This is a genomic window from Methanoculleus sp. 10 (assembly GCF_913757945.1).
Taxonomy (GTDB): Archaea; Halobacteriota; Methanomicrobia; order Methanomicrobiales; family Methanoculleaceae; genus Methanoculleus.
The window spans coordinates 147,391-169,013 of record NZ_CAJYDP010000010.1 but is presented as its reverse complement, the minus strand read 5'-3'; the positions used below and the strand labels follow the sequence as shown (position 1 = coordinate 169,013).

General features: G+C 63.8%; 21 protein-coding genes. 15 read left to right on the top strand and 6 right to left on the bottom strand.

Annotated features, from left to right (window positions below; all coding sequences use genetic code 11):
• Positions 1-146: 146 nt before the first annotated feature.
• Positions 147-713 carry a YkgJ family cysteine cluster protein gene (locus QZ408_RS12635; RefSeq protein WP_292492001.1) on the bottom strand — a complete coding sequence of 189 codons (567 nt, stop codon included), beginning with the start codon at positions 711-713 and terminating at the stop codon, positions 147-149.
• A 447-nt stretch (positions 714-1,160) separates the two neighbouring features.
• Between QZ408_RS12635 and QZ408_RS12630 the strand changes: the two genes are divergently transcribed.
• Positions 1,161-2,537, top strand: a complete 1,377-nt coding sequence (locus QZ408_RS12630) for an MATE family efflux transporter (RefSeq protein ID WP_292492023.1) — start codon at positions 1,161-1,163, stop codon at positions 2,535-2,537.
• A 223-nt stretch (positions 2,538-2,760) separates the two neighbouring features.
• Here QZ408_RS12630 and QZ408_RS12625 read toward each other — a convergent pair whose 3' ends face one another.
• The gene (locus tag QZ408_RS12625; protein ID WP_292492000.1) at positions 2,761-2,907 is read right to left on the bottom strand and encodes a hypothetical protein; all 147 of its coding nucleotides are present in this window, start codon (positions 2,905-2,907) and stop codon (positions 2,761-2,763) included.
• A gap of 56 nt (positions 2,908-2,963) precedes the next feature.
• Between QZ408_RS12625 and QZ408_RS12620 the strand changes: the two genes are divergently transcribed.
• The 3 genes from QZ408_RS12620 (at position 2,964) to QZ408_RS12610 (ending at position 6,025) form a co-directional block, all read left to right on the top strand.
• Positions 2,964-4,373 carry an MFS transporter gene (locus tag QZ408_RS12620; protein WP_292491999.1) on the top strand — a complete coding sequence of 470 codons (1,410 nt, stop codon included), beginning with the start codon at positions 2,964-2,966 and terminating at the stop codon, positions 4,371-4,373.
• A gap of 150 nt (positions 4,374-4,523) precedes the next feature.
• Positions 4,524-5,378, top strand: coding sequence for a S16 family serine protease (locus QZ408_RS12615; protein WP_292491997.1), 855 nt, complete (start codon positions 4,524-4,526; stop codon positions 5,376-5,378).
• A 59-nt stretch (positions 5,379-5,437) separates the two neighbouring features.
• Positions 5,438-6,025, top strand: a complete 588-nt coding sequence (locus QZ408_RS12610; protein ID WP_292491995.1) for a PsbP-related protein — start codon at positions 5,438-5,440, stop codon at positions 6,023-6,025.
• A gap of 122 nt (positions 6,026-6,147) precedes the next feature.
• Here the strand turns inward: QZ408_RS12610 and QZ408_RS12605 are convergent, their stop codons facing one another.
• The 3 genes from QZ408_RS12605 to mutS form a co-directional block, all read right to left on the bottom strand.
• A complete protein-coding gene (locus tag QZ408_RS12605) occupies positions 6,148-6,312 on the bottom strand; it encodes a hypothetical protein (RefSeq protein WP_292491994.1) in 165 nt (54 codons plus the stop codon).
• 174 nt (positions 6,313-6,486) lie between these two features.
• The gene (mutL, locus tag QZ408_RS12600; RefSeq protein WP_292491993.1) at positions 6,487-8,244 is read right to left on the bottom strand and encodes a DNA mismatch repair endonuclease MutL; all 1,758 of its coding nucleotides are present in this window, start codon (positions 8,242-8,244) and stop codon (positions 6,487-6,489) included.
• Positions 8,241-10,862: a DNA mismatch repair protein MutS gene (gene mutS / locus QZ408_RS12595; RefSeq protein WP_292491992.1), complete on the bottom strand. Its 2,622-nt coding sequence runs from the start codon at positions 10,860-10,862 to the stop codon at positions 8,241-8,243. The genes mutL and mutS overlap by 4 nt, the downstream gene beginning before the upstream one ends.
• A 144-nt stretch (positions 10,863-11,006) precedes the next feature.
• Between mutS and QZ408_RS12590 the strand changes: the two genes are divergently transcribed.
• The 8 genes from QZ408_RS12590 to QZ408_RS12555 all read left to right on the top strand — a co-directional run bounded on the left by QZ408_RS12590 (position 11,007) and on the right by QZ408_RS12555 (position 17,139).
• The gene (locus QZ408_RS12590; protein ID WP_292491990.1) at positions 11,007-12,260 is read left to right on the top strand and encodes a 3-isopropylmalate dehydratase large subunit; all 1,254 of its coding nucleotides are present in this window, start codon (positions 11,007-11,009) and stop codon (positions 12,258-12,260) included.
• Positions 12,261-12,264: 4 nt separating this feature from the next.
• Positions 12,265-12,756, top strand: a complete 492-nt coding sequence (locus QZ408_RS12585) for a 3-isopropylmalate dehydratase small subunit (RefSeq protein ID WP_292491988.1) — start codon at positions 12,265-12,267, stop codon at positions 12,754-12,756.
• Positions 12,741-13,862, top strand: coding sequence for a 3-isopropylmalate dehydrogenase (locus tag QZ408_RS12580; protein ID WP_292491986.1), 1,122 nt, complete (start codon positions 12,741-12,743; stop codon positions 13,860-13,862). Before QZ408_RS12585 ends, QZ408_RS12580 begins: the two co-directional genes overlap by 16 nt.
• 59 nt (positions 13,863-13,921) lie before the next feature.
• A complete protein-coding gene (locus QZ408_RS12575; RefSeq protein ID WP_292491985.1) occupies positions 13,922-15,088 on the top strand; it encodes a nitrogenase component 1 in 1,167 nt (388 codons plus the stop codon).
• 88 nt (positions 15,089-15,176) lie between these two features.
• Positions 15,177-15,545 carry a tautomerase family protein gene (locus QZ408_RS12570; RefSeq protein WP_292491984.1) on the top strand — a complete coding sequence of 123 codons (369 nt, stop codon included), beginning with the start codon at positions 15,177-15,179 and terminating at the stop codon, positions 15,543-15,545.
• Between the two features lie 104 nt (positions 15,546-15,649).
• The gene (locus QZ408_RS12565; protein ID WP_292491983.1) at positions 15,650-15,856 is read left to right on the top strand and encodes a hypothetical protein; all 207 of its coding nucleotides are present in this window, start codon (positions 15,650-15,652) and stop codon (positions 15,854-15,856) included.
• Between the two features lie 195 nt (positions 15,857-16,051).
• Positions 16,052-16,516 carry a GNAT family N-acetyltransferase gene (locus QZ408_RS12560; protein ID WP_292491981.1) on the top strand — a complete coding sequence of 155 codons (465 nt, stop codon included), beginning with the start codon at positions 16,052-16,054 and terminating at the stop codon, positions 16,514-16,516.
• 29 nt (positions 16,517-16,545) lie between these two features.
• Complete coding sequence (locus QZ408_RS12555) at positions 16,546-17,139, top strand: PH domain-containing protein (RefSeq protein WP_292491980.1); 594 nt, start codon at positions 16,546-16,548, stop codon at positions 17,137-17,139.
• Positions 17,140-17,262: 123 nt separating this feature from the next.
• On the opposite strand, the gene QZ408_RS12550 is transcribed toward QZ408_RS12555, so the two are convergent.
• Entirely contained in the window at positions 17,263-17,736 is a 474-nt protein-coding gene (locus QZ408_RS12550; protein ID WP_292491979.1) for a universal stress protein, read from the bottom strand.
• Between the two features lie 654 nt (positions 17,737-18,390).
• On the opposite strand from QZ408_RS12550, the gene QZ408_RS12545 reads away from it, so the two are divergent.
• The 3 genes from QZ408_RS12545 to QZ408_RS12535 are packed head-to-tail and all read left to right on the top strand — an operon-like array spanning position 18,391 to position 21,567.
• Entirely contained in the window at positions 18,391-18,990 is a 600-nt protein-coding gene (locus QZ408_RS12545) for a restriction endonuclease subunit S (protein ID WP_292491977.1), read from the top strand.
• A gap of 10 nt (positions 18,991-19,000) precedes the next feature.
• Complete coding sequence (locus tag QZ408_RS12540) at positions 19,001-20,506, top strand: type I restriction-modification system subunit M (protein WP_292491975.1); 1,506 nt, start codon at positions 19,001-19,003, stop codon at positions 20,504-20,506.
• Complete coding sequence (locus tag QZ408_RS12535) at positions 20,503-21,567, top strand: virulence RhuM family protein (protein ID WP_292491974.1); 1,065 nt, start codon at positions 20,503-20,505, stop codon at positions 21,565-21,567. Before QZ408_RS12540 ends, QZ408_RS12535 begins: the two co-directional genes overlap by 4 nt.
• Positions 21,568-21,623 lie beyond the last annotated feature (56 nt).

The following is a 21,623-nucleotide window of genomic DNA, read 5'->3' as shown; positions in this document are numbered from 1 at the left end:
AAGCGTTTTCAAGTGTTCTTCCGCATGATGCGGACCGGAGAACCCAGGAGAGCCACAAATGACCGCGTTATGGCGTTCCCGTTCCGAAAGGTGCGTGGATACCCCGGACCCCCTTCGCCGGGAGAAAAAATCCGTGGTCGCCCGGGTCAGGTTCGCACCGTGTAACCGGCCCTGACCAGTACCTCAATCACATGCCGGTCCCATGCGGCATCGTCGGGTTCGACCAGACGGTTGATCTCTTCTTCAAAGAGCCGGGCCAGCGCAGCATCCTCCGAAGCCAGGTGACGTCGGCCCATGATCCTTCCGGCTCTCCTCCCCAAACCGTCAAGGATGAGCAGGCGCCAGCAGCCGTAGTCCCGGCAGATCTCAGGACGCGTCAGGTGGACGGTGCAGAATCCTTTCGCAGCCGGCGCATCATACCGGAAAAACGGGCACGCCTCCGGTCGCTCGGAGAAGATGCTTGTATCGGCAAATAGGGAGATCTTATCCGGATCAATCGACACCTCTGTCGTTTCACCCGTGTACTGGTTGCGGATCAGGTAGCGGTAATTCCCATAATCGATATGGATCGTATGGACCAGGCCCAGGTGACTGCAGCATTCGCCGCACTGGCTGCATTCAAATGACAGGGGACAACCTTCCTGATCACCGTTAGTGGACGAACCTATTTGAATGCAGGGGAAAAACCTGCATGATCCCTTTTCACGCACCACTCCCCGGGCCCTGGAACGGGTCTGATTGCGTAAGGCTTCCCTGGACAGGGATGGCCAGGTGCCGATCCGGCGCCGTGACGTCGGCCCGGCGCAAGTCGCATCTGGCGGTGCTCCCGCTCCGCTCTTGACAGAGCGTCGCGGTTCGAAACCCATCGGGTTTCTCGAGCTCCGTTCCTGCGGAACATCGCCTCACGCGGAAGCACGCGGGAGGACGCGAAGGGAAGATAGGGGCAGCAATCAGGAGTCTTCGCGTGAGACGGTAATCCTACGCACCAGGACCAACAAGCCAGGTGAAATGTTCCACTACCTTCTCCCGTAGGCCCGGATGTTCCAGTACCCGATTGAACGCCGAATCGGCCTTCCTTTGTGGATTTGAGGATAAATTGCATTAAAACAACCAGTGAACCTTTATCATCTTTCACCCCGTTTATATATGATCACTTGACGATGAACTCTTCCAATAACATCCTCACCGAGGGATCGGTCGGAAAGGGCCTCTGGATAGTGGCCCTTCCGATCATCATCAGCAACTTCCTCGCGAGCATCCTGGAGGTGGTGGATATGTACTTCATCGGCAAACTCGGCGATGTCTCGATTGCCGGCGGAGCGATGAGCATATCCATCATCATCGTGCTCACCACCGTGATCTTCGGGACCGTGACGGCAACGGCTGCGTTCGTGTCGCGAGCGTACGGGTCGGAGCGGTTTGAGCGTATCCCGGTGATCCTTTCGCATTCGCTGTACCTGGCGCTCGCCTTCTCAGCGGTCCTTGCGGTCATCGGTGTGTTCTGGTCACAGGACCTCCTCCTGCTCCTTGGAGCCGATCCCGAGGTTGCAACGGAGGGGGCACGCTTCCTTTCCCCGGTGCTGATAGGAATGTTCGTCTTCGTCACGCTGATGATCCTGACGACCGTGTTCCAGAGCACGGGAGACTCCAGAACGCCGATGTTTGTGATGATCGCGGTGAACATCGTGAACATTGTCCTGAACCCGACGCTGATCATGGGTCTTGGCAGTCTCCCGGCATTCGGGATAGCCGGATCTGCGTATGCGTCCCTTGCGTCGCGTACGACCGGCGTGCTGCTTCTCGTCGGGGTGATGTACCTCCTGCCGTCCAGGAAGAACGGACCGGTCAGGTTCCCGGAGAGATGGACGTTTGAACCGCGGCTGATCAAGGATATCGTGAAGGTCGCGATACCATCGGCGGTACAGAGCGGGGTCAGGAGTTTTGCGTTCCTGGGGATGACGGCGATCGTGGCACTGTACGGCACGTCGGCGGTGGCGGCATACGGCATCTGCCAGCGCCTGGATATGCTGGGCCTGGTCTTCGTGATGGGGCTCTGCACGGGAGTCGCGGTGATGGTCGGCCAGAACCTGGGAGCGGGAAAAGTGGAGAGGGCGGAGAAAGCGGTCAGGATTGCGCTGATCGCGAATGCGTCGTTTATGGCGATCGTGGGTATCCTCTACCTGCTGCACGCGAAGCATCTCCTGGCGTTCTTCGGCGCGACCGGGGCGTCGCTTGCAAACGGCATCCTGTTCATGCGGATAATCCCGATGTCGTACTTTGTGATAGCCATGGCGATGACGATGGGGTTTGCGATGAACGGTGCGGGGATGACGAGGCCCGGCATGTACGCGGCGATCGCGGGGCAGCTGGTCGTGCAGGTGGGTCTTGCCGCGGTCTTTGTGACGATGGGCATGCCGCTGCAGTTCGTCTGGTTCGCGGTGGTCTGCGGCACCGTGGTGGTCTTCCTGTGCGATCTCTTCTTCTACCGGCAGGGAGCCTGGAAGACGAAGAAGCTGGATCTCGGCGGGGAGAATTAGTCCGGGGAATCCCTGACAACCCTTTTCGACCGGCTCCGCAAGGAGCCTCCGGTCCCGGTACTTTGCCGATGTGGTTGAGGCGATCCTCGGGAGGTCAGACCATCGACCTCCCTTCGCGAACTTCCGCGGCAATGCGCGAGGTCCCTGGTGCGGATAACGATACAGCCTCTCGCGGGGAGCGCGTTGCCGCGAAATCTGGCATCCGGGTGCTGCGAGCCTCGCTTTACGTCGTCGCGCAAGGCTGCAGTGCCCGATGGCGGGCGGCAAAATCGGTGAGGTACCGGGCCTGCATTTCCGCCGGATCAGGCGGCTGCAACCCGATCTCAACGCTATGCTCTTCTTTTTTCCAACGGACCACAAAAACGATCATTATACGAGCAATAGGTTGCGAATCGCTATATAGATAGAGAGGCGTAACCTCCCGGCATGGAACGGCGGCAGAAGATCATGCTCTCTGTTCTCGTGCTTGGCACCCTGATGGGGGCCCTTGACAGCACCATCGTCATCCTGGCCTTTCCGGTCATCGCGGAAGGGCTCCATGCGGATCTTCTCACCACCATGTGGATCATCCTCATCTATCTCCTGGTAGTGGCGGCCCTGACCGTCCAGCTCGGAAGGCTTGGGGACCTTTTCGGCCGGCCCCGCATGTTCAACCTCGGGTTCGGCATCTTCACTCTCAGTTCGTTCTTCTGCGGGGTCTCCTCGACCATCACCACGCTGATCCTCTTCCGCGGCGTTCAGGCTCTCGGCGGGGCCCTCATGGAGTCGAACTCAGGAGCCATCATCGCCGACATCTTCCCTCCCAACGCACGCGGGGCGGCGTTCGGGTACAACTCCATGGGCTGGACGGTCGGTGCAACGCTCGGCATCGTGCTCGGGGGGATCATCACCACCTTTGCCGGATGGGAGTACATCTTCTTCATCAACATACCCATCGGCATCACCGCCCTGTACCTGGGTCTGCGTTACCTGAAGGACACAACCAGGACTCCGGCATCGCTCGACCTCACCGGGATGGTTCTCCTTGCCGCAGGCCTCTCGCTCATCTCGTACGCCGCGGTCGATTTTGCCGGGAACGATCTTACAACGCGGTCGATGACCCTTGCACTCCTGGGCCTGTTGCTCATCCTGGTATTTGCCTGGCACGAGGTGCATACCAGGACCCCCATGATCGACTTTGAGAGCCTGAACAAGCCGATCCTTAAATACAGCCTTCTCGCTGCATTCTTCCAGAGCCTGGGCTATCTCGCGGTCGTATTTCTCATCATCATGTACCTCCAGGGGATCCGCGGCCTCTCCCCGCTGGACGCCGCACTCCTGCTCACACCCGGTTATATCACGGGGAGCGTGCTCGGCCCCTCCATGGGAAGGCTCTCGGACCGTGTCGGGGCACGGATCATCGCCACCGCCGGAACGCTGGTGATTGCGCTCGCGATCCTCATCTACATGACGCTCCGGGTAGATTCCCCTCTCTCCATCGTCCTCCTGGCATCGTTTGTCTCCGGGATCGGCACCTCGATGTTTTACCCGGCGAACAACAGCGCCATCATGGCCCACGCGAGGATGGGGGATTACGGGAGTATATCCGGTGCGCTCCGGATGGTCCAGAACATTGGAATCCTCGGCAGTTTCGTGCTCGCCATAACGGTGGCTTCCGCCTCGATCCCCCGCTCCCTTGCATTCGAGATCTTCGTGGGCACATCCCGGCTGGTGGGGAACGTGACCGGGGCCTTTATCCAGGGCATCGATGCAGCGCTCGTGGTCTCTCTCCTGCTCCTCATCCTCGCGGGGGCGATGTCCTGGTCCCGCGGGGCCGAGCAGCGCGGGCCTGCATGAACCGCCCCCTCTGCCACAGCCGATAGAGGATCCAGATCCGGTGACCTGCCGGGGGGCGAACGAGCGGTTGGCAACCGGAGTACGGGTGTAATCGGTTCCGGTACACCCTTCGGAAAGGTATATATCCGCATGCATGGTATCGGGCAGCATATGCGCATACGGGAGAAGACCCTGACGATCCTCTTCGTGTTATCGCTCGTCATGAACGTCTTCCTCCTTGCCGCAGTCCTCGTTCCGGGAAACGGCATCCCCGCACCTCTCCCCGGGCCCGGGGAGACCGGCACGCCCCCGGCCGCAACCATGGCCGCTCTCCCCGCCGGGAGGGATGCCGGGGCCGGGGGAACGGCATCGATGCAGGCGCCGGTCACCCTCCAGAAGGTCGAGATCGCCGGCATCGGCCCGTTTGCCGCAAACCGGGTGGTCGAAGAAGGAGCGATGGTGAACGTCTCGGTCGAGGTCGTGCCCGGAAAAGGACGGGTGCTCGTCCAGACAACGCCCCTGATGGGGATCGTCTTTCAGGATGCCGCAAACCACGCCGTCGACCTCGCCGCCGACCGCTCCCGCACGGACCTCACGAGGAGCGACATCATCTTCAGCATCCAGAGCCCGGACGAGGTCTCCGAGATCGACGGCCCCAGTGCAGGAGCGCTGATGACCGCGCTCCTCCTCTCGGTGCTGGAGGGGTTCGAGCTCAACGAGAGCGTGACCGTGACCGGGACCATCGATGAGGACGGCAACATCGGCCCGGTCGGCGGCATCCTTGAGAAGGCCGAGGCCGCCGCGGCGAGCGGAAAGACCCTCCTCGTCCTCCCGGCGAAGAACAACAACGTCGTCGAGCGCCGGGAGGAGGCCCGGGTCTTCGGCGGGCTCCGGATAGCCCGGCAACGGCCGGTCGTCGTCGACACGAGAGCGTACGTCAAGGAGCACTTCGGGATCCGGGTGGAGTATGCGGATACCCTCGACGACTTCCTTGCCGACGTCCGCGTTCCCGCCGCGGCCCCCTGACGGGTTCCCCCGCCGGGGTGAAGAGTATTTATGGTCTCCCGGGCCACCTACCCGGGAGCATGAAACCACAGAGACTGCTGGTCATCGGGGTTCTCGCGGCCGCTCTGGTCGCCGCGGTCGCGGTCCTGCTGCCGGTTCTTCTGGCGCCGCAGGACCCGGGCCCGGGAGAGGACGCGCCCACGCCGACCCCGGCGCCCGTCCCCGGGAACGGCACCTACGTCAACGCGACCTACGGCTATGCCGTCACCTGCCCGGAGGGGTGGTTCTTCACCGAGTCCGGGGAGAGCGTATGGTTCTCCTCGCCGGTGAAGCACGAGGAGGTCCGCGTCAACACGATCCCGCTCCCGGACGGGGAGGCCGCCCCTGAGGCGTTCCTTGAGACGCTGAACGCGACCTACGCAAGAGACCTCAAGGCCGGCATCGGGGCCGAATGGGTCTCGACGGAGAAGAGCACCCTTGACGGTATCCCGGCATACAAGTCGATCTACTCCGTCCCCATCGTCGAGGGCGACCGGTACACCTTCATCATCCGCTACGCCGCCAGGGGCGACACCGTCTACTCGGTCATGCACACGGTCTTCCCCCCGGGGTATGATATCTACAACGCCGATGCGGCCGCCGTGGCGGAGTCGTTCCGGTTCCTCTGACCCCGTCTAAGCCCCGTGGTCATCTCCGGGGGCGGGATTCTCAAAAATAGGTGATGGGGAGGCAGCTTATCTGGAGGTAAGAGGCGATCCATCGGGTAGGGCGTTTCGGGGAGGCCCCCCCGTCACCTGTCCTCTTCCAGCAGGGCTCCGGAGGATTCCGGGGGGAGGGTCGCTTCAGGGGAGAGATCGAAGTATGGTTCGATGAGTGGGTCGTTCTCGCAGTCGTGCAACTGCTTCCCTTCTCCCCGGGTTCGCATCCAGAGCCGGATCTGCTGGAGTAGTGTCACGTGGTTCAATCCTTTCGTCCGCAGCGGGTGAGTCACCCCTGTGACGTATAGCCATTCTGATCGCGGGAGAATAAATCCATTGTGATACGGGATTTGGCTTAAATTTCCACAATTTTCCCCCGGATACCCGATCCGGCTGCAGAAATCCGCGGGTTTGTCCCGGGCCCGCCCCCGTCACCGCCCAAACATCCTATCAAGTCTCCGTCTGTCGAACGCCACCACCGTCGGCCTCCCGTGCGGGCACGTCCAGGGGGTCTTCGTCCGGGCGAGCTGCGAAAGGAGGCGTTTCTGCTGGTCGTGCGTGAGAAGGGCGCCGGCCTTCACCGCCCCCCTGCAGGCGACGATGCAGGTGACCGCCTCCCGCCGGTCGGGGGCGGTCCGGGACTCGCCGGCGAGGATCTCGGCGATCGTCTCCCTGACGCTCTCAGGGTCTTCGGCGGCGCCGAGGGCTGCGGGCACCGCCCGGACGGCGAAGGTGTCCCGGCCGAACTCCTCCACCAAGAACCCCTCGGCCGCGAGGAACGGCATCGCGTCCCGGAGCGCTGCCGACTCCTTCGGGGGGAGGGAGAGGACGACGGGCATGATCAGTTCCTGCGACCCGGGCGCTGCATCACGCCGCCCGGCGACCTGGTCGTAGAGGACCCGCTCGTGGGCCGCGTGCTGGTCGACGAGGTAGAGGGTGCCGTCGGCCCCTTCCGCCACGATGTAGGTCGCGGCCACCTGTCCGACCGGTTCCATCGCGGGGAGGAGGTTCTCGGTCCCCTCCGTCTCCGTCCGGCGGAGCTGCTTATCAGAGAGGACGATCTCGCGGTGCCCTGCGGCGTAGGAGGCCCGGGGCTCGCTTGCCGCCGGGGCCGGGGCCACTCCCCCCTCCCCTGCCGTGAGGAGCTGCTGCACCGGCTCTGCCGGCGCGTCGTGGGCAAGGTCGTGCCCGGCGAGGGCCTCCTCTACCGCGGCCGAAATCGCCGCGAGGATCTCCCGTTCCCGGGAGAGGCGGACCTCGCGCTTCGCCGGGTGGACGTTGACGTCCACCAGATCGGTGTCGAGGGCAAGGTCGATGAACGCCACCGGATAGCGGTCCTTCGGGAGGAGGGTGCCGTAGCCCTCACGGACGGCGGCGGCAAGCGCCCGGGAGGATATGCTCCTCCCGTTGATGCTGATGACGACCTGCGACGGGTTCCCCCTGCTCTCCGACGGGCGGGAGACGTAGCCGCCGACAGCGAGGAACGGGAGCCTTCCCCCGATGGGGACGAGCGCCCGGGCAAGGTCCGCGCCGTAGAGCCCGGCGACGGTGGCGAGGAGGTCGCGGGACCGCTGGGTCGCCATCCGCTCCTTCCCGTTGTGCACCACCCGGAAGGCGATCTCCCTGTGCGCGAGCGAGAGGTTCTCCACGACACCGTAGATGTGGGCGAGTTCGGTGTTCCTGCTCTTCAAGAACTTCCGGCGGGCGGGGGTGTTGTAGAAGAGGTGCTCGACGACGACCGTCGTCCCCTCCGGCGCCCCCACATCGCCCGTCTCCACGACCTCGCCGCCCCTGACCACCACCCGGGCGCCGGCGAGCGCCCCGGCCCCCCGCGGGCGGGTGACCAGGGTCACCTCCGCGACGGCGGCGATGCTCGCGAGTGCCTCGCCCCGGAACCCGAGCGTCCGGACGGCGGAGAGATCGGCGATATCCCGGATCTTGCTCGTCGCGTGGGGAGAGAACGCGAGGACCGCCTCTTCGGGCGTCATGCCCGCACCGTCGTCGGTCACCCGGATCCTCGTGACCCCCGCCATGTCTGAGGCGACGTCGATGAGGATGCTCGTCGCCCCCGCGTCGATCGCGTTCTCGAGGAGTTCCTTTGCCACCGACGCGGGCCGCTCCACGACCTCGCCGGCGGCGATCTGGTTCACCGTGTCCGGGTCGAGGACCCGTATCGTGGTCCGGGTCATCGCCCGCCCCGCTCCCCGTTCGCCATCTTTTGGAGACGGCAGAGGGTGTTCAACGCCTCGATCGGGGTCATCTCGTCCGGGTTCAGATCTTTGAGTTCCCTGACCGCCGGGTTCTCCGCGACCGCCCCTTCGCCGGGGTCGACGAGGAGCATCTGGGTGTAGCGGGGCGCCCGCACACCGGCCGGGAGCTCCCGCGCCGACGCCTCCTTCAGGAGCTCCATCGCCCGGTCGGTCACCTTCTTCGGGACCCCGGCGAGGCTGGCCACGTGGACGCCGTAACTCCTGTCGGTCGCGCCGGGGATGATCTTTCGGAGGAAGACGACATCCGCTCCCGTATCCTTCACGGCGAAGTGGAAGTTCTTCACCCGCTTCTGCGACCCCTCAAGGTCGATCAGGTCGTGGAAATGGGTCGCAAAAAGCGTCCGGGGCCCGGAGGACGCCCGCCCGTGGAGGAACTCCACCACCGCCCGGGCGATCGCGCACCCGTCAAGCGTGCTCGTCCCCCGCCCGATCTCGTCGAGGATGACAAGGCTCTGCGGCGTTACGTTGTTTAAGATGTTTGCGAGTTCGAGCATCTCGACCATGAACGTGGACTGCCCGGAGGCGAGGTCGTCAAACGCCCCCACCCGGGTGAAGACCCGGTCGACGATCCCGATCGTCGCATGGCGGGCCGGGACGAAACTCCCCATCTGGGCCATGATGCAGCAGAGCGCCACCGCCCGCATGTAGGTGGACTTGCCCGCCATGTTCGCCCCGGTGATGATCATGATCTGGTCGCCGGCGGCATCGAGTTCCGTGTCGTTCGGGACGAACGGCACCGGGAGGTGCCGCTCCACGACCGGGTGGCGCCCGTCGCGGATGACAACCCGGCCGCTCTCCTCGATCGCCGGGCGGGAGTAGCCGTAGCGGGCGGCGACCTCGGCGAGGGCCGAATACACGTCGAGCAGCCCCACGGCCCGGGCGGTCGCCTGCAGGTCGGGGACCTCCGCCGCGAGCGTCCGGACGAGTTCGGCGTAGATCTCCACCTCGAGCGCCCCAAGTCGCTCCTCCGCGGTCGCGATCAGCGCCTCCTTCTCCCGGAGGTCGGGTATCGTATACCGCTCGCCGTTCGCGGTCGTCTGCCTCCGCTCGTACTCCGGCGGCACCAGGTGGAGGTTTGGTTTCGTCACCTCGATGTAGTAGCCAAAGACCCGGTTGTAGGCGACCTTGAGCGACTTGATGCCGGTCCGCTCCCGTTCCTGCTGCTGAAACTCCGCGATCCAGTCCTTCCCGGTCGTCGCGAGGTGCCGGAGTTCGTCGAGTTTCGCGTTGAACCCCTCCCGGATCATACCGCCGGATCGGGCGAGCGCCGGGGCGTCGTCCACGATCGCCCGGCCGACGAGGTCCGTGACGGAGGCGTGGTCGCTCATCGCGTCGAGGGTCTCGCGGACGAGGGCCGGAACCTCGCCGGGAAAGAGTGCCTTCACGCCCGGAACCGCGCAGAGCGACTCTTTGAGCGTCGCAAGGTCCCGGGGGCCGGCGTTCCCGTAGGCGATCCTTCCCGCTATCCGTTCTATGTCGGCAAAATCACCAAGCGCTGCACGGAGCGCCTGGCGCTCGACGGTACGGCCGAGGAGCCATTCCACCGCGTCGAGCCTCTCTTCGATGGCCGCCTTCCGGACCAGAGGGCCGACCAGGAACGACCGCATCGTCCGGCTCCCCATCGGCGTCTCCGTGACGTCGAGCGCGGCAAGAAGCGTGCTTCCGTCGCCTTCGCCCCGGATGCCGGTCGTGATCTCGAGGTTCCGGAGGGTGATCGCGTCGAGGACCATGTTCCCCGACGGGACCCGGGTCGAGAGCCCCGTGATGTGGGGGAGGGGCGACTGCTGGGTCTCCTGGGCGTAGCACAGCGCCGCCCCGGCCGCGGCGACGGCTCCCGCCATCCCCGCGCACCCGTAGCCGTCGAGCGTCGCCGTCCCGAACTGTTCGCAGAGGCGCTCGTACGCCGTGTCAAAATCGAAGGCGTCGTCGCGGTAACGGCTCACCGTCACCCCGACGGCCTCGAACCGGCGGGGAAGTCCCCCTTCGAAACTCTCGGGGAGGATCGCCTCAGACGGGCGATACCTGACCGCCTCCGAGATGATCTCGGCGTAATCGCACCCGCCGCTCCCCGCGGAGACGAAGAACTCGCCGGTGGAGACGTCCAGGAACGCGAGGCCGAAGGTATCCTTCCGGTCGGGGGCGACCGCCATCAGGTATCGCGCCCCTGCGGACCCGAGCATCGAGGAGTCGATCAGGGTTCCCGGGGTGATCACCCGTGTCACGTCACGTTTCACGATGCCCTTTGCGGTCTTTGGGTCCTCAACCTGGTCGCAGATCACCACCTTGTAGCCCTTGCCCACCAGGCGGGCGATGTAGCCGTCGGCGGCGTGGTGGGGGACGCCCGCAAGCGGCATCCGGTCGCCGTTCCTGTCCTTCCCCCGTGCCGTCAGGGTGATATCGAGTTCACGGGCCACCACGCCGGCGTCTTCGCCGAAGGTCTCGTAGAAGTCCCCCATCCGGAAGAAGAGGATGGCATCGGGGTACCGGTTCTTCACCGCATAGTACTGCCGCATTGCCGGGGTCGGTCCGTCGGTCATCGTTTCTCCTTATACCATCCGCACGGGGCCACATAAGGGTACTCCCTGAAAAATCGGGCAGAACGGGCTCCGATTACCCGCACCACCGGGAGGGCCCCGCAAAGGTAGATACGTCCGGAGCGCGTACCAGAAACCCGATACTACATGGCGGCGACGATCGCAGAGAAGATATTCTCGATGAAGTGCGGGAGACCCGTCCGCGCGGGGGACGTGGTGATGGCGCCGGTGGACGCGGCGATGATCCACGACATCACCGGGCCCCTTGCGGTCCGGGTCTTTCGCGAGATGGGCGGAGAACGGGTCTTCGACCCGGAGCGGATCATCATGCTCTTCGACCACCAGGTTCCCGCCGACTCGATACCGGCTGCCGAGAACCACGTCTTCATGCGGCGGTTTGCAGAGGAGCAGGGGATCCACAACTACGACCTCCTCGAGGGCGTCTGCCACCAGGTTGTGATGGAGAAGGGGCGGGCGGCCCCGGGCGAGATCATCGTCGGGACCGACTCCCACACCTGCACCTACGGTGCGGCGGGCGCGTTTGCGACCGGTATCGGGTCGACCGATATGGGGTTCGTCCTGAAGTTCGGGGCGCTCTACTTCCGGGTGCCCGAGAGCATCCTCATCGAGGTCGAGGGTGCGTTCGGCCGGAGGGTGGGGGCAAAAGACCTGATCCTCTCCCTTGCCGGGGATATCGGCGCCGACGGGGCGACCTATATGGCGCTTGAGTTCACCGGCAGAGCGATAGGGGAGATGAACATGGCGGGCCGGATGACCTGCGCGAACATGGCGATCGAGATGGGAGCGAAGGCGGGGATCGTCCGGCCCGACGCGGCCACCTGGGAGTACGTCGCCGCCCGCCGCGAGATCGAGCCGTTCGACCTTGCGGGCGACGCGGACGCCGCCTACCGGGAGCGCCGGAAGTACGACGTCACCGGCCTTTCCCCGCAGGTCGCCGTCCCCCACAACGTCGACAACGTCGTGGACGTCGACAAAGTCGCGGGGACGAAGGTCGACCAGGTCTTCATCGGGTCCTGCACGAACGGGCGCTACGAGGACCTTGCCGATGCGGCGGAGGTGCTCGGGTCCGCCGACCGCTTCGCTCCCGGCGTCCGGGTGATCGTCATCCCGGCATCGCGCACGGAGTACCTCAAGGCCCTCCGGGCCGGCCTCATCGAGCGGTTCGTCGAGGCGGGAGCCCTTGTGGAAGCACCGTGCTGCGGCCCCTGCATGGGCGGGGCGTTCGGGCTGCTTGCCCCCGGCGAGGTCTCGCTCTCGACGTCGAACCGGAACTTCCGGGGCAGGCAGGGGAGCGCCCAGGCGTCGGTCTACCTTTCCTCGCCGGCGACGGCGGCGGCAAGCGCCCTCTACGGCGAGATCACCGATCCGAGGGAGGTGTGAAATCATGCGGGTCTGGAAATTCGGCGACGATGTCAATACGGACGCGATCATACCGGGGAGGTTCCTCACGATCTATGACCCCGCGGAGCTTGCGAAACACGCGTTCGAGGGGACGAGAGACGAGTTTGCGAGAGAGGCGCGGGAGGGCGACGTCGTCCTCGGCGGCACCAACTTCGGGTGCGGCTCATCCCGCGAGCACGCGCCGCTTGCGCTCCTCGGGGCCGGGGTCAGGGTCGTGATCGCGAAGTCCTTTGCCCGGATCTTCTACCGAAACGCGGTCAACACCGGGCTTTTGCCCCTGGTCTCTGCCGAGGCGGACAGCATCCGGGACGGCGACGCCGTGACGGTGAACCTCGCCGGGGGCTACATCGAGGCGAACGGCAGAAAGCTCGCGGTCGAGCCGGTGCCCGGGTTCTTGAAAGAGATCGTCGATGCCGGCGGCCTCGTGGCCTACGCGAAGAACCTGGATGAGGTGGAGACATGCAGCACAACGTAGCGGCAATCGGCGGGGACGGGATCGGCCCCGAGATCGTGGCGGCAGGCAAAGAGGTCCTCGACGCCGCAGGGGAGCGATACGGGTTTGATATCGCCTGGACCGACTTCGACGTCGGGGCGGAGCGCTACCTCGCGACAGGCGAGCTCCTCACCGAGGAGGACATCCGGGAGCTCTCGAAGTTTAAGGCGATCTACTTTGGCGCCATCGGCGACGAACGGGTGAAACCCGGGATCCTCGAGAAGGGCATCCTGCTTGCGATCCGGTTCCACTTCGACCAGTTCGTCAACCTCCGGCCGATCCGGCTCCTTGAGGGGGTCGCAACACCGCTTGCGAACAAGCGGCCGGAGGATATCGACTTCGTCGTCGTCCGGGAGAACACCGAGGACTTCTACGTCGGTATCGGCTCCCGGTTCACGGGTGCGCGCGAGCAAAAGACCCTTGAGGTCGTCCGCGACCTCTACAGCGTCAAATTCGGGCTGGACGTCGAGACCGACGCCGACGAGCTCGCCTACCAGATCGGCGTCGTCACCCGGCCGGGCGCAGAGCGGGTGATCCGCTACGCCTTCGACCTCGCCGTTCGGAGGGAGAAGAAGGTCACGTCGGTCGACAAGGCAAACGTCCTCTCCGACGTCTACGGCCTCTGGCGGGACGTCTTCAACCAGGTCGCCGCCGGATACCCGGACGTCGCGACGGAGTTCAACTTCGTCGACGCCGTCACGATGTGGTTCGTCAAGAACCCCGAATGGTTCGACATCGTCGTCACCCCGAACATGTTCGGCGACATCATCACCGACCTCGGGGCCATGATCCAGGGCGGGCTCGGCCTTGCCCCCGGCGGGAACATCAACCCCTCCGGCACGTCGATGTTTGAGCCGATCCACGGCTCCGCGCCGAAGTACCGGGGCCAGGACGTCGCAAACCCGCTCGCGACCATCTGGGCGGGCTCGATGCTCCTCGACCACATCGGCGAGCACGAGGCGGCGACGGCCGTTCTCGGGGCGGTTGAGCAGAGCATCCTCGACGGGTTCGTGACCCGGGATATGGGCGGCGCGAAGAAGACGAGCGAGGTCGGCCGGTACGTCGCGTCGCTCGTCCGGACGGTGTAGGGCTGCCGGCCTCCATTCCCGTCCTTTATATCCCCGCACCCCCATGATCTTGTAGATCAATGCCAGAGAACCAGCATACGCCGTGCGAAAACCCGCTCTGGCCCTGCGCGATGACCGGGGCGGTCGCCTGCCTTGCGGGGTTTGCGGACCTCGGGGTCATCGTCCACGGTTCGAGCGGATGCTACTTCTACCCCGCATCCCTCGTCGGGGTCCCCGTCCACGGGACGTTCCTTGTCGAGAACGAGATCATCTTCGGCACGGAGTCCCGCCTTAGCGAGGTGATCCGGGATCTCGAGGGGCGGTACTCCCGGATAGCCGTCGTGAACACCTGCGTGCCCGCGATCATGGGCGAGGATATCGGCGACCTCGCCCGCAACGGGCGGGTCCTCATCGTCGACAGCCCGGGGTTCCTCGGCGACCTCGAGGCCGGCTACCGCCGGGCACTTGAAGCGGTCGCGCCGGAGGTGGACCCCGGTGCCGCCGGCGTCAACATCGACGGCATCTGCCGCACCGACCCCTTCTGCCGGGGGAACGCCATCGAGGCCCGGCGCCTGCTCGACCTCGCAGGCGGCACCGTCGGCACCACCTTCTGCCTGGACCGCTACGCCGCGGCTCACCGTGCGGCGCCCTTCACCGTCGGGACGAACCCGGACCTTGCAAGCGGCGTCGGGACCGCTTGCGGCTCGCTCCTCGGGCTTGACGCCGTCAGCGAGACCTTCGAGATCCTTGCCGCCACAGTCGACGGGATCGATAACCGGCCGGTCAGGGAGGAGGTCGCGTGGGCCGACGAGCGGATTCGGAAGGCCTGCGAGAAGTACCTCCGCAGGTTCGACCCTCCGCGGGTCGCGATCGCCGCCCAGAGTGGGTATGCCGTGTTTGCCGCGGACCTCCTCGACCGGTACCTCGGCGCCGATATCGCCTGTATTGCGGCCCGGAGCGGTCCCGGGGAGGGGGGCGGCGCCGCCGTCCACACGACCGACTTTGCGACCCTCCGGGAGATGATCGCGGGCGCCGAACCGGACCTGGTCATCGGCTCCTCCTACGAGCGGGCAATGGCCCCACACACCGCGTTCGTCGGCCTGACGCCGCCGCTCAGGGGCAGGGTTCTCCTCTCCTCCCGTGCGATTGCCGGGGTCGAGGGGGCGCTCCGGCTGATGGACGAGGTGCTCAACGCCTGCACCAGCCGCAACCGACGAGCGGGGAGCGACTGCGCCGACTGCTTCTAGGAAACCGTTAATACCCGGGGTGCCAGAGCACTCATGCAGGAGAACGGGGGTTCGCCCGGATCCCCGGCTACCGCTGGAGTTGGCCTCTATGCCGCTTGTAAAGATCGAGATCCGCACCGGAAAACCCCCCGAGTACCGGCAATTGCTTATCGGCAGCCTTCGCAAGGCTTTCATGGAAACACTGCAGACCCCGGAGGCCGCCCTCTGGATCCGGCTCTGCGAACGAAAAGTGGAGAACTTTCCGATGCCCCCCGGCCGATCCGACGATGCAGTCCTGATCGAGGTCGCGCTCATGCCGGGGCGCGATCCTGAGAAGAAGAAGGCGCTCTACGGGGCGATCGTCGGTCACCTCGCCCGCGATGCGGGTGTCCGGCCGGGTGACGTCTGCATCGTCCTCTACGAACCGCCCGTCGAGAACTGGGCCGAGCACGGCGAAGCGTTCGCCCCACCCCGGTGAATCCTCCCGGGTAACCGCACCCGGCACAAGGTATTTATGACCCGCCGGGCACAGGGATGCCGGCCTGTCCGTATGGGCGAGGCCGACACAAGGGGGGTTATGTCATGACGCACTACGGTGGATACGCCGCTCACGGTATGCTTCTTGAGAGGATGTTCGATCTCCTCGACGAGGACCAGATGCGGCAGCTGATGATCCGGATGATCGAGTCCCGCATCCGGATGAAGCAGCAGCGCATCGAGATGATGCAGTACAAGGTCGAGACGTATAAGATGGCGCGCGATATGCTCCAGGCAGGGGCAAAGAGGTAAGCCTGTACGCCTTCGTATGCTCCGGGGCGCGGGGCCCCGGGGCTTGCTGCTTTTTTCGGGAAATAAAGGCGCATCTCCGGTCGACCGGCCTCATCCTGCACGGCGGCCGGGGCGCCCGAACCGAGGCGAGGCGGCGCATGAACCGGGATCTCCCGGGGTCCGGGAGGTTTAAACCATCACGACAAATACACCGGTATGGACCTGATCATCAGGAAGTATCACGAAGAGGATTTTTTCCCGGTCTCTCTCCTCGAGCGGGAGAACAGCGGGGGCGACTGCAAGCCCGAGGTCTTCATCCGGCAGGCGGGCGTCCTCTTCGCCGAGACCTTCCTCATCGCGGAATGTGATGGCGAGGTCGTCGGTTACACCATCGGGGCCCTCGTGCAGCACCGGCGAGCGACCGGGTGGATCATCCGGCTGGCGGTCTCGGAGCGGCACCGCCGCCGGGGGGTCGGGGAGCGGCTCGTCGCCGCCGTCACCGGGAGCCTCCGGGAGCGGGGGGCGGGGGAGGTCTACCTCTCGGTCGCACCGTCAAACCACGGCGCCCGGGCGCTCTACGAGAAGCACGGCTTTGAGGAGACGGACTTCTGCCCCGCTTACTTCGGCGAGGGGGCCGATCGCTCCATCCTCCGCAGAGACCTCACTGCAGGGAAGGCTTAATCTGTCCGGATAGGGATTGGTGTGATCACATGCCCCTCACCCCGATCCGTATCGGAGAAGCGTTCAGGCCGGCGCCGGAGTTCCGGTCGTACCTCTACGCGTCGCTGATCCTTGCCGTCGCCCTCCTCGTCCTGCCCTGGCTGGTCCCCATCGTCCTGCTGACATGGGGCATCGTCGCTCTCGCCGTCGCACTGCCCGTCCTTGCCGCCGTCGTATTCGTCGTCTACTGGATACCCCGCTACTACGAGAGCATCGTCTACCGGCTCACCGTCACCGAGATCACCTGGCAGCGGGGAGTCTGGTTCCGGCAGACGGGGATCGTCCCCTACAACCGGATCACGAACGTCGATATCATCCAGGGTCCCCTGATGCGGTTCTTCGCCTTCTCGGCCGTCCGGGTGCAGACCGCCGGCTACTCGGCCCAGGCCCGGGCGGAGATCGTCCTCAACGGGATCGCGGACCCAAAGGACCTCCAGGAGAAGATCATGAACTTCGTCCGGAGGACCGGTCCGGTCGCGGTCGGGGGCGGGCCGGAAGAGGTGCCGGTGCCGCCGGCCGCGGATGCGATCGTGGAGGAGTTGCGGGCGATCCGGAGGCTGCTCGAGAGCCGGGAGGAGAGGTAGAGGAGTTTTTGAGGTTGCGACCGACCGGGGGGTGCGGTATGGCCGACGACCCGGGCTCACGTGCGGGTGGCGCGGCCCGCTCGAAGGTGCGAACCGCGAGCGAACCGCAAGGAAGGAAGAGAATTATCTCCCGCCGACCACGTCCCGCTTGATGACCAGGACCGGTTGGCGGGCGTTCTTGATCACGTACTCCGAGACCGTCCCGAGCAGGCGGTCGCGGATGTTCGACCGGCCGTGGGAACCGATGACGATGAGCGAGGCCTCCTCCGCATCCGCCGCGGCCAGGATCTCCTTTCCGGGGCTGCCGATGGGTGTCCGGACGGTCACTTTCAGGCCCCGCTTCTCAAGCGGCCGCCGGGTATCGATGATCCGGTGTTCGATCTCCTCCCGGAGCTGGCGCTGGGCCTCGGTCTCCCGGTCCGGTACGGTCCCGAGAAACCCCTGCCCCCCCGAGGCGATCAGCGTGACGTCTTTTGAGTCGATGACGTGGACGAGAACCACCTCCCGGGTTCCCGCCTCCTGCAGTGCAGGGATGTAGTCCAGCACCTTCATGGAGGGCGCTGAGAAGTCCGTTGGAAACAGGATGCGTTCGAACATGCTCTGACACTCTCTCTGGTATTTCTCTCTGCGGGCTGGATATTTAAAAGGCACTGTGGGGGGCGAGCGGGCGAGGGGTTTTGGACTCTCCACCGCCGGGTGCCCTCACCGGCGACCCTGCCTGCCCCCATCCGCGAACACTCTGTCGACGAGGTCGACGACGGCTGATATGAGCGCCCGGGGCCTTCTTCCCCTCCAGCCGGTCAAATGCCCCATGCGGCAGGGTGCCCGGATAACGGGCTGGAACGTTAGAATTTGCATGAGATGTGTTCGTATAAGGGGCCCCACAGGTATTTTCTGCAGGGAAACTCCCCTGTTGAGGAGCATCGTTCGTGGGATCTCTGTCGATATGCGGAGGAGAAAAAGGTTCTATTCTAAAAATATCGGCACAGAGTGCTCAAAAATAGACAGATATAAATAGGCGAACGCCGAACGACATTATTGTCGAGACATATACGACAAGAGTGTGTATCTGATCTCGACAAAGTGGTAACTTTGTCGGGTCCCGGCCCCAGGGCCGGTAATGACAGCACGATCTCTGACAAAGACATGTGGTACCCTGTCAACATCAAGTTTTGAGTTTGGGCGTACTGCCGTTAGAACATGAGACGAGGGAATTGTGACACCCCCTGCAGCAATAGAGAAAGCGGCCCTATGTATTCTACCAACATAGATTCTGGACACCGGAAGCCCCTCAAAGACCTCCTCAGCGCGAAGGTCACAGGAGTTTCCTCCTACTACCTGAAACCAGCGGGCGGTGAGATCACCACTGAGATACCCCTGATCAACCTCGGCGATCTCATCGATGGCACGATCAACACCGAGACGGTCAAGATCGCACGTGTTAGGAATACCGGAAAACTGGAAACCGATATAGTTCAAGAAGGTGATGTCATCCTCACCCTCCGTGGCCCGCCGTTCCGCGCCGCGGTCGCAGACAACGATGTTGCCGGCGCGGCATTCAGTGCAAATCTTGTAGGGCTGCGGTGCTCGGATAAGATAAAGCCGGAGATTCTCGCAGCCTGGTTCAACAGTTCCGCAGGTCAGCGTGCCCTTGCTATACGGGCTGGCGGGTCCACCCTGATGGGGATCTCGCTTCACGAGTTACTGCAGATTGAGGTCCCTGTCCCCCCTATGGCACAGCAGGAACTTCTGATCAGGTATCTGGCACTGGCAACCGAGCATACCAGGCTCCTGAAAGAGGATCAGAAAATCCTGGATTCGATTTTTGACTCGATAATGAACGCCCTCTAAGGTGATGATAATGGCGTCAATTACATTCGAAGAAATGAAGAAGAAGACCTGGGAGGCAGCAGATATCCTCCGCGGGTCTATCAGTTCGGCCGATTACAAGGACTATATTCTGGGGATGCTCTTCCTGAAGCGCCTTTCTGATGTATTTGAGGAGGAAGCGGAGCGGGTCGAGCGGGAGACCGAGGATCACGATCTCGCCTGGAATGATCCCGACGAACATCAGTATTATCTTCCCGAAGGATGCCGGTGGGGTGACATCCGGAAACTCACCCAGAAGATCGGGGATACGCTGAACACGATCACGCAGAAGATTGAGGACCAGAACCCCGTGATGGAAAAAGTTCTCGGGAATATCGATTTTAACTCGTACAAACTTGGGGATCTCAAGCAGCGAGACATCAACCTGTCTGCGCTTATCAGGAACTTCTCTGCAATTCCGATGAGAAATGCCGATCTTGAAAGCCCGGATATGCTCGGAGACGTCTACATGTATCTCATCGAGCGGTTTGCCGATGATGCCGGAAAGAAGGGAGGGGAGTTCTTCACGCCCCATCAGGTCGCCGCTCTGCTGGCCCGGATCCTCGACCCGAAGGAGGGCATGCGCATTCACGACCCCTGTTGCGGGTCGGGCGGGGCAGTGATCCAGTGCGCCAGGTTTGTAAAGGAAGAAGGGGGCAACCCGGCAAACCTCACCCTGACCGGGCAGGAGAAGAACATCGGGACCTGGGGCCTCTGCAAGATGAACATGCTCCTCCACGGCTACATCGATGCCGATATCAGGGCAGGGGACACGATCCGGGAGCCGCAGTTCTTGCTTGACAACCACCTCATGCAGTTCGACCGGGTGATCAGCAACCCGCCCTTCTCGCTTGATAAGTGGGGCCGGGAGACGGCAGAGAGAGACCCGTTCGGCCGGTTCGGCTATGGGATACCCCCGGCGACGAAAGGGGACTGGGCCTTCGTGCTCCACATGATCAATATCCTCAACGAGACCGGGAAACTTGCGGTCATCGTGCCGCACGGGGTGCTCTTCCGCGGTGGTGCCGAGGGGAAGATCCGGACGAACGTCCTCAAGGACGACCTCGTGGAGGCGGTGATCGGGCTTGCACCGAACCTCTTCTTCGGCACATCGATCCCGGCCGGGGTCCTGGTCGTCAACAAGGATAAGCCCGCCGAACGGAAGGGGAAGGTCCTCTTCATCGAGGCTTCGACGGAATTCCAGGAGGGGAAGAACCAGAACTGCCTGCGCCGGGAGGATATCGAGAAGATCGTGGTGGCCTACCGGAATTACCAAGACATAGAAAAGTTCTGCCGGGTTGTTCCGATGGAGGAGATCGCGGAGAACGACTACAACCTGAACATCACCCGGTACGTGGATACGATGCCCGAGGAAGAGGTCGTGGATGTCGCGGCGGTAGCCCGGGAACTGCACGATCTACGGGAACGCCGGGCGGTGATCGAGGCGGAGATGGACCGGTACCTGGAGGAACTGGGCTATACGGGGCGGTCGGCGTGAGCGAGGAGGTGCCGGGTGCGGTCGAGGACCCGTCTGAGTTTCTTCTCTACCAGACTGAGGGGGGCGAAACCCGCGTGCAGGTCCGCCTTTTCGAGGGGACGGTCTGGCTGACACAGCGACTGATCTCCGAGCTGTATCTGAAGTCTATCAAGACAATCAACGAGCATATCAAGAATATCTACGAGGAGGGGGAGCTTGACCCCGAGGCAACTATCCGGAAATTCCGGATAGTTCAATTCGAGGGGGATCGCCAGGTCGAGCGGCTGGTGGACTTCTACAACCTCGATATGATCCTCGCGGTGGGCTACCGGGTGCGTTCGCACCGGGGCACCCAGTTCCGGCAGTGGGCAACGAAACAACTGCGGGAATACGTGGTGAAGGGTTTTGTCCTGGACGATGAGCGCCTGAAGGAGTCCGGGGGGATCGGGGCAGACTACTTCGACGAACTTCTGGAGCGGATCCGTGACATCAGGGCTTCGGAGAGACGGTTCTACCAGAAGATCACCGACATCTACGCGACGAGCATCGACTACGATCCGAAACACCCGCTGACGATGGAGTTCTTCAAGACGGTGCAGAACAAGATGCACTGGGCAATCCACGGTCATACAGCAGCAGAAACGATCTTCCTCCGCGCCGATGCGAGTCAGCCGCACATGGGGCTGACGACCTGGAAGCAGGGGCCGAAGGGAAGAATCCAGAAGACCGATGTGGGGGTGGCGAAGAACTACCTGACCCGGGAAGAGATCTTGAACCTGAACCTGATCGTGAACCAGTATCTTGACTTTGCTGAATTCCAGGCCCGTCAGCGCCGACCGATGAGGATGGAGGACTGGATCAAGAAACTCGATGGGTTCTTGCAGTTGAATGACCGGGAGGTGCTCAGGAACGCCGGGAGGGTCTCGGCGGAGGCGGCAAGGGAGAAGGCGCTGAAGGAATTTGAGCGCTATGAGGCAGAGCGCCGCATCAGGGAGGCGCGAGAGCCGACGAGCGACTTCGACCATATGGTCGAGGAGGTCAGGAGCCTCTCCGAGGGGAGGAAGGAGAGAGATGATGACTGATACTGTTGTCCCGGTCGCATACGGGATGCACGCCTCCCCGAAACGCTACGCCTTGC

What these genes read in the sequence shown, in the direction of transcription:
- QZ408_RS12620 (WP_292491999.1), top strand. Translation starts at nt 2,964, where the DNA reads ATGGAACGGCGGCAGAAGATCATGCTCTCTGTTCTCGTGCTTGGCACC.
- QZ408_RS12575 (WP_292491985.1), top strand. Translation starts at nt 13,922, where the DNA reads ATGCCAGAGAACCAGCATACGCCGTGCGAAAACCCGCTCTGGCCCTGC.
- QZ408_RS12565 (WP_292491983.1), top strand. Translation starts at nt 15,650, where the DNA reads ATGACGCACTACGGTGGATACGCCGCTCACGGTATGCTTCTTGAGAGG.
- QZ408_RS12630 (WP_292492023.1), top strand. Translation starts at nt 1,161, where the DNA reads ATGAACTCTTCCAATAACATCCTCACCGAGGGATCGGTCGGAAAGGGC.
- QZ408_RS12540 (WP_292491975.1), top strand. Translation starts at nt 19,001, where the DNA reads ATGGCGTCAATTACATTCGAAGAAATGAAGAAGAAGACCTGGGAGGCA.
- QZ408_RS12615 (WP_292491997.1), top strand. Translation starts at nt 4,524, where the DNA reads ATGCGCATACGGGAGAAGACCCTGACGATCCTCTTCGTGTTATCGCTC.
- QZ408_RS12555 (WP_292491980.1), top strand. Translation starts at nt 16,546, where the DNA reads ATGCCCCTCACCCCGATCCGTATCGGAGAAGCGTTCAGGCCGGCGCCG.
- QZ408_RS12545 (WP_292491977.1), top strand. Translation starts at nt 18,391, where the DNA reads ATGTATTCTACCAACATAGATTCTGGACACCGGAAGCCCCTCAAAGAC.
- QZ408_RS12560 (WP_292491981.1), top strand. Translation starts at nt 16,052, where the DNA reads ATGGACCTGATCATCAGGAAGTATCACGAAGAGGATTTTTTCCCGGTC.
- QZ408_RS12590 (WP_292491990.1), top strand. Translation starts at nt 11,007, where the DNA reads ATGGCGGCGACGATCGCAGAGAAGATATTCTCGATGAAGTGCGGGAGA.
- QZ408_RS12610 (WP_292491995.1), top strand. Translation starts at nt 5,438, where the DNA reads ATGAAACCACAGAGACTGCTGGTCATCGGGGTTCTCGCGGCCGCTCTG.
- mutS (WP_292491992.1), bottom strand. Translation starts at nt 10,862, where the DNA reads ATGACCGACGGACCGACCCCGGCAATGCGGCAGTACTATGCGGTGAAG.
- QZ408_RS12580 (WP_292491986.1), top strand. Translation starts at nt 12,741, where the DNA reads ATGCAGCACAACGTAGCGGCAATCGGCGGGGACGGGATCGGCCCCGAG.
- QZ408_RS12625 (WP_292492000.1), bottom strand. Translation starts at nt 2,907, where the DNA reads ATGATCGTTTTTGTGGTCCGTTGGAAAAAAGAAGAGCATAGCGTTGAG.
- QZ408_RS12550 (WP_292491979.1), bottom strand. Translation starts at nt 17,736, where the DNA reads ATGTTCGAACGCATCCTGTTTCCAACGGACTTCTCAGCGCCCTCCATG.
- mutL (WP_292491993.1), bottom strand. Translation starts at nt 8,244, where the DNA reads ATGACCCGGACCACGATACGGGTCCTCGACCCGGACACGGTGAACCAG.
- QZ408_RS12570 (WP_292491984.1), top strand. Translation starts at nt 15,177, where the DNA reads ATGCCGCTTGTAAAGATCGAGATCCGCACCGGAAAACCCCCCGAGTAC.
- QZ408_RS12585 (WP_292491988.1), top strand. Translation starts at nt 12,265, where the DNA reads ATGCGGGTCTGGAAATTCGGCGACGATGTCAATACGGACGCGATCATA.